We start from the raw sequence: 14,317 nt of genomic DNA, 5'->3' as shown, positions 1-14,317 counted from the left end.
CAAAAGTTGCTTCCCATTCATTTGCAGAATAAATAATTTATGAATGAATTAAAAATCGACAAATTTAAAATTCCCATTGCGTAAACGATCGCAAGTTAATTCGTTCTTGGAAAATGTTCCGAAGCGTTTGAATCACACCATCATCACAGTCGGTATACACGTATAACCGCTTAGGCGCAACACTTGCAATCGGACTAATAATCATTTCCGCCGGTAACACTCCTTCTTCAAAAACGAGCATACTCTTTGTATTCCTTAGTCTTTCAATCGCATTCCACTCATTGCCATTCCCATCGCAAAGCTTAAATCGTTCCCTGCCCGGGTACCATAGATGCAATTCCGTTGACAGTGGCGTCGCACCGTGGACAAATGTCCGAAGCGTATCAACGAGCGTTTGATATTCTTGCTCCATTTGATATTCTTCGAAAATCGCATCGGACAACTCGTCTAAATAATGAATGTACTTCCCTATACAAAACTGCATAAATGGTTGCCAATGGAAGGTATCTTTGTCGATGAGATGTTGATGGACAGACTCGTAAAATGCATCCATTCGTTTCGTAATTTTTTTAGCTTCTGGAATGTCCGAATGTTCTCCAGAAAGAATTGCTTTTGTACACTCAATCACATGCTCAAGTACACTTGGATCGCAATAATTAAAGCGACGATTAATCCGTCTTGCTAACCAATCGGTTTCGTAGTTCGCCATCATTTCATCTGTAATCACCGCAGCGATAAAAGGACGTACCGATTGCTCCCACTCATTTTTGTCCCCTTGATATTCGTAACGCATCTCTGTTTCTTTCGTTTGAGAAATCGTACATGGTGTATACAGATGCGCTAACCCATTCTTCATACGATCGACGACCTTATTACAGTCCTTGCTATGTGTAAATTCAATTGTCAGCACAAACATGCCTCCTCGCGCATTCCGTTAATCCGGTCCATACATCGCTCTATTCCATCGTATGTAAGCGCTGGACAAACATGCGAAAAAAAAAAGAGAAACCTTCAAAGAAGGCTCCTCTACTGATTAATTCTGCATTTCAAAGTCTCTTGATGCTCGTTCATGTTCTTCAAATACATGCAGGGTGTTATATTTCGTATCTCGAACAGCTGGTTTCTTGCCTGCTTCACGAATAATATCAAGCGCACGGTTGTTATTCACTTTATGCGTCGTACCTGCAGCAGAAACAACGTTCTCTTCGATCATTGTACTACCAAAGTCATTGCAACCAAAGTGGAGAGAACGCTTGCCTGTCTCTGGTCCCATCGTTACCCAAGAAGATTGGAAGTTCGGAACGTTATCTAAAAACAAGCGGCTAATTGCGACGTTCTTCAAATACCCATTCGGAGTGATTTTCTCGCCTTTCATCCGAGTGTTATCCGGTTGGAATGTCCATGAGATAAATGCAAGGAAACAGTTCGTTTCATCTTGCGCATCACGTACTCGCTGCAAATGAAGCGCACGTTCTTCATTTGACTCCCCAAAGCCAATAACCATTGTAGCCGTTCCGTGCATGCCAACTTTCTTCGCGGCTTTCATACAATCAATCCATTGCAACCAATCAATCTTTAAGCGACTAACCGCTTTGCGGTTTTCTTCTGTTAAGATCTCCGCACCGCCACCTGGTAATGAATCAAGACCTGCATCTTTTAATTCTTGTAGCACTTCTTCAAGGCTAAGCCTGACACTTCCATCATCTTATAGATTTCAGCGGGTGAGAAAGAATGCATCGTAATATCCGGAAAACGTTGCTTAATGTTTCGAAGCAAGTCGGTATAATACGAAAACTCTAAATTAGGGTTCGTTCCACCTTGCATGAGTATTTCAGTACCGCCAACATCCACGGTTTCTTGAATTTTTTTGAAGATCTCTTCATCGCTTAGAACGTAGCCTTCCTCATGACCAGGAGGACGATAAAACGCACAAAATCTGCAGTATGTATCACAGAAATTCGTATAATTGACGTTACGTCCAATTACGAATGTCGTAATAGGTTCTGGGTGCCACTTCTTCATCATTGTATCTGCAGCTTCACCTAGTTTATTCAGCTGTACTTCGTCATTTTCATCTACTTCGTATAACCGAACGGCATCATCCATCGTTAGTCGTTCACCTGCGACAGCTTTCTCCAAAATCGCATCGATGCTCATCGTTCTGCCTCCTTAAAAACGCCGATTCATAGATTCATATTTCTCTTCTATCGTAACATAGCCACTGAAAAACATCGAATGTAGTTTTAGGGACGACAGTTATTCATGACGTCGGTTTCTCCCCGAAACATACACTGCAGTCGTCATCGGACGAATTCTTTCCATCAATCGCTTCGCCTTTAGTCGTTCTTCACCATTTTTTTGTGAAAATGCTAAATGTCCTTCTAGTTCGTCTAAATCCCAGTTTGACGTGAAAACGGTCGGTAGTTTTTCAGTCATGCGATATTGTAAAATCACACCTAAAACGTCATCACGGATCCAAGCGGACATCGTTTCTGCGCCTAAATCATCCAAAATTAAGACCGGGACTGCTTTTACTGCATCGAGCTTCTCTGAAACAGTACCATCTGCTACTGACTGTCGCATTTCACGGAAGAACTCTGGTGCATAGACGAGCAATGACGAGATTCTGCGACTCGCTAACGTGTTTTGGATACTTGCTGCGATGTATGTTTTGCCGACACCAAACATCCCGTGCAAATAGATCCCTTTCCCGTCTTTCTTAGGCTCAATTTCATTCGCAAACGTAATCGCTTGAATGACCGCTGTCCCTCTCGTATTGTCTTCATCATCCAGTTCCACTTGTTCAAAAGATGCCTTTTTAAATTCCTCAGAAACGTACATGCTTTGAATCAACTTCTTATGCTTTTGTTCTTGCTCACTAGCAATTTTGGAAGGGCAAGGTTGATACCTCATATGAATTTGGCCTAAATGAACATACAATTCAGGTTGGTAACCAGGCATCGGATTTTGACAAGCATTTAATGAAGTACAAGCGTGACAACCGACTGTGGAGTTTTTATACTCATATAGTTCTGCCATGCCTTGTTCGATCGCTCCATCTGCCAATTCATCGCGATGATGATCCAGCCAAGACCGAATTCTCTCGTCTTGAAACAGTGATTCACGCGCTTTATTCAAACGCTTTTCCCAGCCTGTTTCTCCCATATACTTTTTTAGGGAATCACGGATCGGTTCCACTTAACTGTCCCCTTTCTTATATTTTTGAAGTAACAACTCGAATTTCTTGCGTTCTTCTTCTGCTTTTTTGCGCTTTTCTTCTGATGGTTCTTCTTGCCGCTCGCCTGTTAACCACTTCGGTAATTTATCTTGATTTTGTTGTGACTTTTTGTTTTTCGATTGAGAAGGTCGATTTATGGATTTGGATGGTTTATCTTTTACCTGTTTACGCTTTTGGTATTCTTGTTTTGCATGGTTCATTGCTTCTTCAACCGTCTTAATCTTCTTCCTTGACCAATCGCCTGCAATCTTTTGGACGAGCGGAGCATCTAAGCGTTGATCATGGGTCCGCATCACGTAATCAATGAGCGTGTTCACAACACCGACTGGTAATTTATAATCATGCACGAGTGATTCAGCTAGTTTAATGTCTGGTGGTGAAACGGACGCTTCTGAGATGCTTTCCAATAACTCGTAGGGTGAAATGCGATTGTAGTAACTTGCCATTTTCTCATCTTCACTCATCTGTTCTGGTTTCTCAGGTGAGGGAGCTTCCTCATCAGCTGTCGTCCGAAGCCCAAGCTTTGGAGGATTTTGACCGTGTTGATGGCGATACCAATTTTTTACGACCGTACGTAACCGTTCAATATCTATCGTATCGTCACCAATCATCGCTTCAATCATTAAACGACTCATTTCCATTTCATCAAGCTGATAAACAAACGATAAACTGCGAACATCTTTTTTCACTGAGTCGGTTAGCATCGCGTCATGATCGAAAAACGCTGGTAAAAACGTCTTCACAAGTTCAAAATCAAATTGTCGATCGTTGACAGCTAAAGACGAGCGATCACGCTCACCAACAAGCTCTTCAGAGTCTTCACGATCTTCTCGATTTAATTCGCGATCTTTCAACGATGTAAACACGTCATTAAAGGCAACTGTTTTCTCTTCCCATTGATGTTTATCGATTTTTGGTGTGCTAAACCGCTGTCGAATTTGGCGAAATTTCGTTACACCGATGCGATTTTGTAAAAAAACACCTAAGAACGGATCGGCAAAAAATTCATTTGCAAGCATCGGCGTCGACAATTCGTACAAAAATACACGTTCATCGTTTTGCTTTTGCATATACGTCTTTAATAAACCGATCGCCTCAAGTCGCTTTCTAGCATCTAAAATCGTTGGCAATTCTTCTGCCGTAGTGATCATCAATTCCCGGTGTGTGCTTTCGTCACACATGTAGGCGTCTCGTTCTAATCGATAATATAACGTCAAATATAAATTAACGGCCATCGAGCCGATTAAAGGTTGATACAACAATAGCAATGCTTTTTCATGTAGTTGTGAAAACGGTTCGACCATTCGCACTGTATACGGATCCATTGGTCGTAACTCACTCCAAGACCAAGACAAACGAGTCACCTTCCTTCAAGACGTAGAAAGAGCCCTGAAAGCGTGATTGCTCACTTGTCGGGCCCTTCATCATCTGTGCGTTTCATCAATTCTTTTAATTCATCTATAAACACATTAATGTCTTTAAACTGTCGATATACGGATGCAAAACGTACGTACGCAACTTCGTCAACGTGTGATAAATGTTCCATAACAAGCTCGCCAATTCGGCCACTCGGAACTTCACGCTCGGAACCACTTCGTAATTCGCGCTCAACATCGCTAACGATCTTATCTAATCTTTCCAATGGAACTGGGCGCTTTTCACATGCTCGAATTAAACCGCGAAGCATTTTGTCGCGACTAAATTCCTCACGGTTGCCATCTTTCTTCACAATTAACATCGGTGTCTCTTCGACAATCTCATACGTTGTGAATCGATGACTACATCGTTCACACTCTCTTCGTCTTCGAATTGAGCGAGCCTCATTGTGTGGCCTTGAATCGAGTACGCGAGTCCCGTTGGAATGACAGACCGGACAACGCATCGGCCCCACTCCTTAACAAGGTAGAATAACAACTAATTGAGTCTATCATAACATGTCTAGAATTACTCATCCAATCCTAATCAAATTAGACGACAAATGTAAAAAAACTGATCCATTAACGACATGGATCAGTCATAAAAGTTCAGCTGAAAAAAAAATTAAGAATTTGCAACTGATTGTTGTGTAATTTTCTGAGCAATTAAATCAACCAGGTCAATCACACGACAAGCATAGCCCCACTCATTATCGTACCAAGCAATTACTTTCACTTGACGCTTGTTCATGACCATTGTAGACATGCTATCAACAATGCTAGAACGATCGTCGCCGTTAAAATCAATCGAAACGAGAGGCTCATCCGAAACGCCTAAAATACCTTTCATTTCTTTCTCTTCTGCAGACTTAAACACTTCGTTCACCTGTTCAGCCGTTACGTCACTTTGAAGCTCACAAACGAGGTCTACAAGTGATACGTTCGGTGTAGGGATTCGTAGTGCCATACCGTTTAATTTCCCGTCTAGATGAGGCAATACGAGGGAAATCGCGCGAGCTGCTCCCGTTGTCGTCGGAATAATTGATTGTCCACAACTTCTCGCTCTACGCAAATCTTTATGTGGATTATCGATATTCTTCTGATCGTTTGTGTAAGCATGAACCGTTGTCATCATACCGCTTTGAATTCCAAAAACATCATCAAGCGTTTTAACAACAGGTGCTAAACAGTTTGTCGTACATGAAGCATTTGAAATGACGTGGTGATTATCGTGGTCATACTCTTCTTCATTCACGCCCATAACAATTGTAATATCTTCTTCTTTCGCAGGAGCTGTAATCACGACTTTCTTCGCCCCAGCTTCAATGTGTTTCCCAGCGCCTTCTTTTGTAACAAACTTGCCTGTTGCTTCAATAACAATATCAACACCGAGCTCTGCCCAAGGTAACTGCTTCGGGTCACGGTTTTGAAGTAGTTTAATTTCTTTGCCATCAACGATTAACGCATCATCTGTTGTGTCTACAGCGACGTCAAACGTTCCATGAGTACTGTCATACTTTAGCAAATGCGCAAGCGTTTTTGGAGGGTGGGTTGCGTTCACTGCAACGATTTCAATATTTTCATTGAAGAATGCACGTCGAAAAGCCATTCTCCCTATTCTTCCAAATCCATTGATCGCTACTTTCGCTTTCATCTTGATGCCTCCTAATTATGATACACTAATCATCACTATTTTCTTCAATAGTATATCATATAACGATAACTTGTACGATGTTTTTCTTTATTGGAAATCAATTCTATTTATATTCCCCATTTTTTTAGTGTTTTTCGTACTTGTCTTGTAGTTTCCTCCATTGAGCCATTATTATTAATGATTTCATCAGCATATTGCCGTTTTTCACGTAGGGGCATTTGAGAGTTTATTCGTGACTTAGCTTCTTCTTCTGTGCTTTGATCCCGCTCCATAAGCCGTTGTAACTGTACGTCTTCATCAACGTACACGAGCAACACTTGATCGTATTGATCCATTTTCCCGCCTTCAATTAATAGGGGAATATCGTACACAATCGTTGTATATCCTTCGTTCTCATACTGTTGCTGCTTTAACTTCGATCGTTCACGAATTCGCGGATGCATAATGTTATTCAATGTTTCACGTTGCTTAGGATCATTAAAAATGACCTTACCGAGTGCTTTTCGGTGAAGTGTGCCATCTTCATGGAGCACTTCTCGTCCAAAATGAAATAGTATGTCACGATAAGCTTCTTCGTGAGGCTCAACGATTTCCTTTGCAATTTGATCTGCATCAATGACAGGCAAACCTTCCTGCTTTAGAAGGTTCGCCACGAGACTTTTACCGCTAGCAATGCCACCAGTTAACCCGATGATCATAATGAAAACTCCTTATAAAAAATTGTATATACCGATACACATCAGTAATAAACCTGGCAAAAACACTAAAGGCTCACAAAAGCGCACATTCGACAGTTTGTATCCACCCTTTTTGCCGATCACTAAAAACGTGACACACATGATGGAGACGATTAAGGCAAACCAAACGACGGAGTACCCGAGCATGCTCGCCCCAAATCCGGCACCAAAGGCATCAAGTGATAACGCAACGCCTAGTAAGACTGCTTCCTTTACACTAATTGTCCCTGAATTATCAACGTCCGCTGCCGTCGGTTTTTTGAGGATTTGGATGACCAATCCTAATTTTTTAATTTCGAATTTGACGACTTTCTCTTTTACTTGATCGACTTTTGTTATTGGCTTAACTTCTTCTGGCTTCGTTTTTGAATGGTGATACGCTTGCACAATCGCATAAACTCCGATGAGGATTAGAATGCTTCCCCCTAAGTAATCCGCAAATGCATTCGGTAAATATTGAAACACAAAGGTCGCTGCAAACCCTGACAGCAAAACCGCTGTAAATGAAAATGTGCCGATAATTAAAAGAGGCAACCAATTAATTTGCATTTTTCGCATTCCGTACGTCATTCCCACGCCCAATCCGTCTACACTAACCGCAAATGCAAGAATTAAAACTGCAATCCACGATTCCATAAAAAAAGCCCCCTCATACTCACTCAATACGATAGCCTATGAAATACGCTTATCCTATGTACATGAGGGAAAGGGGCATTTTTACAATTACGATTGACAGTCGGGGCAATAGTGCGTGCCTCGTCCTGCAACGACTGATCGAATAATGGTTCCTTCACACGTTTTACACGGTTCGTTCTTTCTCCCGTATACGAAAAGCTTCTGCTGGAAATAACCCATTTCTCCATTTCCATTTAAGTAGGAACGGATCGAAGAGCCTCCTGATGCAATGGCTTCCTCTAACGTCTGAATCGTTTCTTTGTGTAATCGTTGGATTTCGTCTTGTCGCAACGTGTTCGCAACTCGTCCAGGCAAAACCCCTGAGCGATGTAGTGCTTCGTCTACATAAATGTTTCCAAGCCCCGCAACAATCGCTTGATCGAGTAACACAGCCTTAATGGAGCGAGTCGTTCTTTGGAACTTCTCATGCAAATAAGACACTGTATAGCGCTCATTAAATGGCTCTGGTCCTACTTTATTCAACGGTGCTCGGTCAAATTCTGTTCCTTTTACGAAGAGATGCATCGTACCGAACTTACGCACATCCCGATAACGAAGTTCAGTTTCATCTGTAAAGAAAAACCGCACATGCGTATGTTTATCAACTTCATCATTAGACGTGTTGTACTTGCCTTCCATTCGTAAATGGGAAACGAGAACATAGTCCGTCAAAATAAACCGTAAAAACTTCCCTGTCCGTTCAATGTCTACGATCGTTTGACCGATCACTTGATCGCGAAATACGCTCACATCGTCTGGCTCTTTAATCATCTTAGGCCAGCCGATTTCTATATCAGCAATCGTCTTACCAACAACTAATGATGAGAGTGTTTTGCGTACCGTCTCAACTTCTGGTAATTCCGGCATTCTCGTTTCTCCTTACTTCGCTTCGTACCATGTCTTTCCGAATTCTACATCAACGACAAGCGGTACATCTAAAGAGATCGTCTGGCTCATCAAATCACTAACGAGCCGCTTCATCGTTTCGAGCTCTGACTCTGGTACTTCGAAGATCAATTCATCGTGTACTTGTAGAAGCAAGCGACTTTTTAATGATTGATCATTAAGCGTATTCGCGACATCTACCATGCTTTTTTTATAATATCAGCGGCTGTACCTTGAATCGGTGTGTTCATTGCAGTCCGCTCTGCGAAGCTACGCAAATTAAAGTTGCGGTTGTTAATATCATGTAAATAGCGACGGCGTTTTAATAACGTCGTTACGTAACCGTGCTCTTTCGCATACGCAATCGATTCATCCATATATCGCTTAACGTTCGGATACGTTTCGAAGTATTTGTCGATGAATGATTGCGCTTCTTTTCTCGTAATACCGAGGTTTTGCGACAATCCATAGTCACTAATACCATAAACGATTCCGAAGTTCACTGCTTTTGCATTGCGACGCATCGTATCGGTGACGTCATCCTTTGAGACATCAAAAACATCCATCGCTGTTTTCGTATGAACGTCTTGCCCTTCATGGAATGCTTCCATTAATTTCTCGTCGCCAGACATGTGCGCTAACACACGAAGTTCAATTTGTGAGTAATCAGCAGCAAGAATGTACCAGTTCTCTTCACTTGGTACGAACACTTTACGGATTTTACGTCCTTCTTCAAGTCGAATGGGGATGTTTTGTAAGTTCGGATCTTGAGAACTTAACCTTCCTGTTTGTGTTAAGGCTTGGTTAAACCGCGTATGAATCTTATTGCTCTTTCCGTGAATGACTTTTAACAAACCTTCCACGTATGTGGAGCGTAGTTCGAGATTTGACGATAATGAAGCAAGTTCGGAATGATGTCATGCTCGCCTTCTAACTTCTCTAAAACGTCTGCTGCTGTTGAATATCCTGTTTTCGTCTTTTTAATGACAGGGAGGTCCAGTTTTTCAAACAAAATCGGTCCTAACTGCTTTGGAGAATTAATGTTAAAATCCTCACCTGCAAGCTCGTGAATATCGCGCTCAAGCTGACCTAAACGCTCGTCTAATTCCACGCCCATTTGCTTTAATTGTTCTTGGTCCACCTTTACACCTTCGAGTTCCATTTCTGAAAGCACGAGAGCTAACGGTAACTCTAACGTTTCAAAGAGTTGCCATTGATCGTTTGTCGTTAACTCTTCTTTTAATAAAGGTTGTAGTTTCCAAATCGTAGCTGTCTTTCTAGCAATGTGATCATTTAGGGCATCTGCCTCTGGCTTTTGCTGTTTTGCCCCTTTCCCATATACTTCTTCATCAAGCAACACACTAGTCATTTCTCTACGCTCCGCAATGTTTGCAAGATCATGGCTCGATAATGACGGGTCAATTAAGTAAGAAGCGATCAAAGTATCAAACACAATGCCCCGTACGTCAAAACTTTCCCAGCCTAACATTACTGTGAGTTTCTTACCGTCAAACACATATTTTTCTTTCGTTTCATCGGCTAACCAAACTTTGAAATCGTCAGATTGTAAGGCAACGTCTATTGGAACGGTATACGAACCGTTTTCATTAACAATTCCTAGTCCCCAAATTTCAGCATGATGATAGTTTTCAGTTGGTGACTCGATGACGATCGCTGCTGGTGATTGCAGCATATCGTCTGTAATTTCTTTCTCGTGGTAAAATGTGAATTCTTCTAGTGCCTGTTCTTTCGCTTCAATTTGTTCTTCATCGTCAACACCAATGTGTTTCATTAGAGAATTAAATCCGTATTCCGTGAAAAGCTTACGTACATCATTCGTTTCGTAACCCGTGTATTCAAGGTCTGACAACGACTCTTCCACCGGTGATTCACGGTGAATAACCGCTAACTCCTTGCTCATCAATGCTTGGTCACGGAATTCCTTCAAACGTTCACGTAACTTCGGTCCAGAAACTTGTTCGGATGAATTGAGAACCTCTTCAATGTTTCCAAATTCTTTAAGTAGCTTAAGTGCCGTTTTCTCACCGACTTTAGGAATACCAGGGATATTATCTGAAGAATCTCCAGCAAGACCTTTCATGTCTGGAATATGAGAAGCTGGGATTCCATAAACCTCTTCCATATGCGCCTCATCAAACCATTCGACATTTGTAATCCCTTTTTTCGTAATGGCAACGTGCGTGCGCTCACTTACGAGTTGAAGTAAGTCTTTATCTCCTGTATAAATGCGAACGTCAAAGCCTTCATCTTCTCCTCGCTTTGAAAGGGTTCCGATAATATCATCCGCTTCATACAGTTCAATGCGTGTTTCTTTAATTTGAAAGGCTTGCAATACCTCTTTTATTATTGGCATTTGCTCTGAAAGCTCAGGTGGTGTTTTTTCACGATCGCTTTTATAGCTTTCAAATTGCTCATGACGAAATGTCGTCTTACCTGCATCAAAAGCAATTAAAATATGGCTAGGTTCTTGGTCTTCTAAAATCTTCATTAACATATTCGTAAATCCATACACCGCATTCGTGTAAACACCTTGGTCGTTAGTAAGTAACGGCAAAGCAAAAAATGCGCGGTATGCAATACTGTTTCCATCGACTAATACTAATTTTTTATTCACTTGGAAACCCCTTTCGTACCGATCAATACACCTAGTTTATCATACCTTATCCAATGATTCTTCTCGTTCGCCTGTATAGTTTTTATGAGTATTGCGAACGGTACTCATATGAAACCAATGATTATGAGCTTCATCTTACTGTTACTATTATTCCCACTTTCACAAGACGTCTATGCGACCCCAAGCATTATCGAATTTCAAGCTGAAATTGTCACGGATACAGAAGACTATGAAATTTGCTATGATGCGTTTCAAGAGCAATATAGTTGTCAAGAAGCAGATAACGACAAAAAAAAGCAATCCACAGAACGCTTCATCTTTCACTTAGGAATCTACCCTGGTGCTAGTAAGGAAGATGTTCAGCTTCGACTAGCAAACGCTTTAGGGATCGATGTTTCTGAGGTCAAACATTGGAATGTTGCTATCACGTTTGATGGAGGCGAGACCATTGAAGTGAAAGAAAAGGGAAAAAGATCACTCTGATCTTTTTCCCTTTTTTAATTTGGTTTTTTTGGAAGCGTGATAGTAAAGCTCGTTCCTTTACCAACTATGCTATTCACGTCAATTCTTCCATGTTGTGCTTCAACTAAGTGTTTAACGATAGCAAGTCCAAGTCCTGTTCCACCTGAGTTGCGACTTCTCGCACGATCAACACGATAGAAACGTTCAAAGATTCGCGGTAACGATTCTTCATCAATTCCAATGCCATTATCTTGAACGACAATGGCTACTTCTTCTGCTTTTTCAATCGTCTTAACACAAACCTTTCCACCTTGTTGTGTATATACGATCGCATTCGTAATCAGATTAATGAGCACTTGCTTAATACGAGCAATATCGCCATCCATCATCGTTGATCCTTCAGAGGACAAGTGGATTGTAATTTCCTTATCATTCGCCTTCTCTTCTAGTAAATGTACAACTTCATTCGTCACCTCACTAAGTTCAAGAGGCATCACGTTTAATTCGAAGCTGTGGTGCTCGATTCGAGAGAGCTCTAAAAGATCTTCAATTAATTCTTGCAATCGACTACTTTCTTTCTCAATAATATGCAAAAACTGAAGCCGGATCGCTTCCTCCTCATGAGAGCCATCCAACAGTGTTTCGGCAAACCCTTTTAAAGATGTAACTGGTGTTTTTAGTTCATGAGAAACGTTAGCCACAAAGTCTTTTCGTGCTTGTTCAAGCCGCTTCAGGTTCGTTATATCATGCAATACGATCACAACGCCTTGCAGTTCACCATGGCTATTCGTAATTGGCGTTCCATACACTTCGTAATATTGCTGAGGACTTCGTTGAGTAAAGCTTATTTGAGAACGCTGATGTTCTTCACTCATAAACACATCTTGAATGAAGGCAACAAGCGTAGGCTCAGCAATTTTCTCATAATATAACCCTTCATAATCTTTTTGATCTTTATAAATGGCCATCCCCATTTTATTCGTTAAGTTAATTTGTCCATGACCATTAATAAAAACGAGACCACTACCCATATGATCGATGAGCGCTTCAAGTCGATCTTGTTGGCGCTTGTAGCGTCGAGTCATTTTATCTAAGTTGTAGGCAAGTACGTTTACCGAGCGGGCAAGCTGACCAAGCTCATCACTCGTGTCATCGTAAGCGCGAGCTTTGTAATTCCCTCTCGCTAGTTGCCTAGACATTTCAGTTAATTCATAGATCGGACGGGTCAATTGTTGTGACACTCGGTAGACGAGAATCATAATGATAATCATTGCTGCTGTGAAACTTAATCCTAAAAACAACCATAATTGCATAGACGCTTCACGCAAATGATCAATGTTTAAGGATGTTCGTACGTATCCTTCTACTTCTCCAGATATAGGAAGTGCGTAATAGAGCATTTCTTCATTTAACGTTTCACTTATTCGTACCGCTGAATGTGTAAAATCTTCAGCGTGAACGATCTCTTCTCGCGATAAATAGTTATCGTCTTGTTCTGATACTTGTTCAATATTACTTTCAGCGAGTACAGATCCGGTCTCATCAATAACCGTTACTCGTAAATTCAACTCACCACTCACTTGATCAACATATTGTTCAATTGAACCTGAATCTGATAACTCATTGATTTGTGAAACCATAAGAGACGTTTCATTTTGGATTCGTTCAATCGTTTGCTCCATATTAATGTCGTTCACTAGTGAGCCAACGAGAAGTCCAAGTGCACTAAGTACGACAAGAATAATGAGACTAAGAGCAAACATAAGCCGTGTTCTAAATGTATTCATCGTAGAGCTGGGTTCTCCATCTTATACCCTAGACCACGTACGGTCTTTATGTACGTCGGCTTTTTCGTGTTTGGCTCAATCTTCTCTCTTAAGTGGCTAATGTGCACATCAACAATCCGCGTATCACCAACAAACTCATAGTTCCAAATAGCTTTAAGTAACTGATCCCTCGTTAGCACTCTTCCTTTGTGGTTAACGAGATATAATAACAATTCAAATTCTTTCGGTGTCAGTTCAAGTGCTTCTTCTTGAAGGTATGCTTCGTGGTAATCAGGATAGATCGTTAAGTCTCCAAGGCTCACATTCACCTTCTCATTTTCTTCTTCTTCGTCGACTTTTCCTGCTTGTTCTACTCTTCTTAAAATCGCTCTAACTCGAGCTATTAATTCTCTAGGACTAAAAGGCTTCGTTAAGTAATCATCTGCGCCAAGCTCTAAACCGAGCACTTTATCAAACTCTTCATCTTTTGCAGTTAGCATAACGATTGGGGTCGTGATTCCACGCTCTCGAAGCTTTCGACAAACTTCTAAACCATCGTAAACAGGCAACATTAAATCTAGAATAATCATGTCGTAATCATTGTTCAAACCAAGTTCTAACGCTTGTTCTCCGTCTGTAGCACTTTCTACAACATATCCTGACTGCTCTAAATTGTAAGTAAGTAATGTTACAATTGACGCTTCATCGTCAACAACTAGCATTTTTAAGCCCATCGAATAACCCCTTTAATTCTTATAATCAGACTGACCACTCTATCTTAATCGTAATCGAACAACATAACCTTCACAAGCTTCTCTCTAATACCTTTACATATTCTTTACAACCTTTG

General features: G+C 41.1%; 11 protein-coding genes and 2 pseudogenes. 1 reads left to right on the top strand and 12 read right to left on the bottom strand.

Going from position 1 to position 14,317, the window contains the following annotated elements:
• Nucleotides 1-64: 64 nt before the first annotated feature.
• The 10 genes and pseudogenes from JCM19038_RS16670 to polA all read right to left on the bottom strand — a co-directional run bounded on the left by JCM19038_RS16670 (nt 65) and on the right by polA (nt 11,239).
• Complete coding sequence (locus tag JCM19038_RS16670) at nt 65-910, bottom strand: putative sporulation protein YtxC (protein WP_042420255.1); 846 nt, start codon at nt 908-910, stop codon at nt 65-67.
• 123 nt (nt 911-1,033) lie between these two features.
• A pseudogene (gene mqnC, locus JCM19038_RS16665) lies at nt 1,034-2,157 on the bottom strand (cyclic dehypoxanthinyl futalosine synthase).
• Between the two features lie 99 nt (nt 2,158-2,256).
• On the bottom strand, nt 2,257-3,198 hold the full coding sequence (gene dnaI, locus JCM19038_RS16660) for a primosomal protein DnaI (protein WP_042420253.1): 942 nt from the start codon (nt 3,196-3,198) through the stop codon (nt 2,257-2,259).
• Nucleotides 3,199-4,593, bottom strand: coding sequence for a replication initiation and membrane attachment family protein (locus JCM19038_RS16655; RefSeq protein ID WP_042420251.1), 1,395 nt, complete (start codon nt 4,591-4,593; stop codon nt 3,199-3,201).
• A 50-nt stretch (nt 4,594-4,643) separates the two neighbouring features.
• On the bottom strand, nt 4,644-5,120 hold the full coding sequence (gene nrdR / locus JCM19038_RS16650; RefSeq protein ID WP_042359647.1) for a transcriptional regulator NrdR: 477 nt from the start codon (nt 5,118-5,120) through the stop codon (nt 4,644-4,646).
• Between the two features lie 158 nt (nt 5,121-5,278).
• Nucleotides 5,279-6,307, bottom strand: a complete 1,029-nt coding sequence (locus JCM19038_RS16645) for a glyceraldehyde-3-phosphate dehydrogenase (RefSeq protein WP_042420248.1) — start codon at nt 6,305-6,307, stop codon at nt 5,279-5,281.
• A gap of 107 nt (nt 6,308-6,414) precedes the next feature.
• On the bottom strand, nt 6,415-7,005 hold the full coding sequence (gene coaE, locus JCM19038_RS16640) for a dephospho-CoA kinase (RefSeq protein WP_042420245.1): 591 nt from the start codon (nt 7,003-7,005) through the stop codon (nt 6,415-6,417).
• A gap of 12 nt (nt 7,006-7,017) precedes the next feature.
• Nucleotides 7,018-7,680, bottom strand: coding sequence for a sporulation membrane protein YtaF (ytaF, locus tag JCM19038_RS16635; protein ID WP_042420242.1), 663 nt, complete (start codon nt 7,678-7,680; stop codon nt 7,018-7,020).
• An 87-nt stretch (nt 7,681-7,767) separates the two neighbouring features.
• Complete coding sequence (gene mutM / locus JCM19038_RS16630) at nt 7,768-8,586, bottom strand: DNA-formamidopyrimidine glycosylase (RefSeq protein WP_042420239.1); 819 nt, start codon at nt 8,584-8,586, stop codon at nt 7,768-7,770.
• Nucleotides 8,587-8,598: 12 nt separating this feature from the next.
• Nucleotides 8,599-11,239: pseudogene (polA, locus tag JCM19038_RS16625) on the bottom strand (DNA polymerase I).
• 108 nt (nt 11,240-11,347) lie between these two features.
• Between polA and JCM19038_RS16620 the strand changes: the two are divergent.
• Entirely contained in the window at nt 11,348-11,722 is a 375-nt protein-coding gene (locus JCM19038_RS16620) for a hypothetical protein (RefSeq protein WP_042420236.1), read from the top strand.
• 14 nt (nt 11,723-11,736) lie between these two features.
• On the opposite strand, the gene pnpS is transcribed toward JCM19038_RS16620, so the two are convergent.
• Entirely contained in the window at nt 11,737-13,488 is a 1,752-nt protein-coding gene (pnpS, locus tag JCM19038_RS16615; RefSeq protein WP_042420233.1) for a two-component system histidine kinase PnpS, read from the bottom strand.
• Nucleotides 13,485-14,201 (bottom strand): response regulator transcription factor, encoded by a 717-nt coding sequence (locus JCM19038_RS16610; RefSeq protein ID WP_042420230.1) that lies wholly within the window; start codon nt 14,199-14,201, stop codon nt 13,485-13,487. Before JCM19038_RS16610 ends, pnpS begins: the two co-directional genes overlap by 4 nt.
• Between the last annotated feature and the right edge of the window lie 116 nt (nt 14,202-14,317).

Source organism: Geomicrobium sp. JCM 19038, assembly GCF_000698125.1.
In the GTDB taxonomy this organism is placed as follows: domain Bacteria; phylum Bacillota; class Bacilli; order Bacillales; family Marinococcaceae; genus Geomicrobium_A.
The sequence above is the reverse complement of the archived record's forward strand: the minus strand, read 5'-3'. Positions and strand labels throughout refer to the sequence as shown.

Excerpts from the sequence above, each read along its gene's own strand:
- nrdR (WP_042359647.1), bottom strand. The coding sequence starts at position 5,120 with ATGCGTTGTCCGGTCTGTCATTCCAACGGGACTCGCGTACTCGATTCA.
- JCM19038_RS16645 (WP_042420248.1), bottom strand. The coding sequence starts at position 6,307 with ATGAAAGCGAAAGTAGCGATCAATGGATTTGGAAGAATAGGGAGAATG.
- coaE (WP_042420245.1), bottom strand. The coding sequence starts at position 7,005 with ATGATCATCGGGTTAACTGGTGGCATTGCTAGCGGTAAAAGTCTCGTG.
- ytaF (WP_042420242.1), bottom strand. The coding sequence starts at position 7,680 with ATGGAATCGTGGATTGCAGTTTTAATTCTTGCATTTGCGGTTAGTGTA.
- mutM (WP_042420239.1), bottom strand. The coding sequence starts at position 8,586 with ATGCCGGAATTACCAGAAGTTGAGACGGTACGCAAAACACTCTCATCA.
- JCM19038_RS16620 (WP_042420236.1), top strand. The coding sequence starts at position 11,348 with ATGAAACCAATGATTATGAGCTTCATCTTACTGTTACTATTATTCCCA.
- pnpS (WP_042420233.1), bottom strand. The coding sequence starts at position 13,488 with ATGAATACATTTAGAACACGGCTTATGTTTGCTCTTAGTCTCATTATT.
- JCM19038_RS16610 (WP_042420230.1), bottom strand. The coding sequence starts at position 14,201 with ATGGGCTTAAAAATGCTAGTTGTTGACGATGAAGCGTCAATTGTAACA.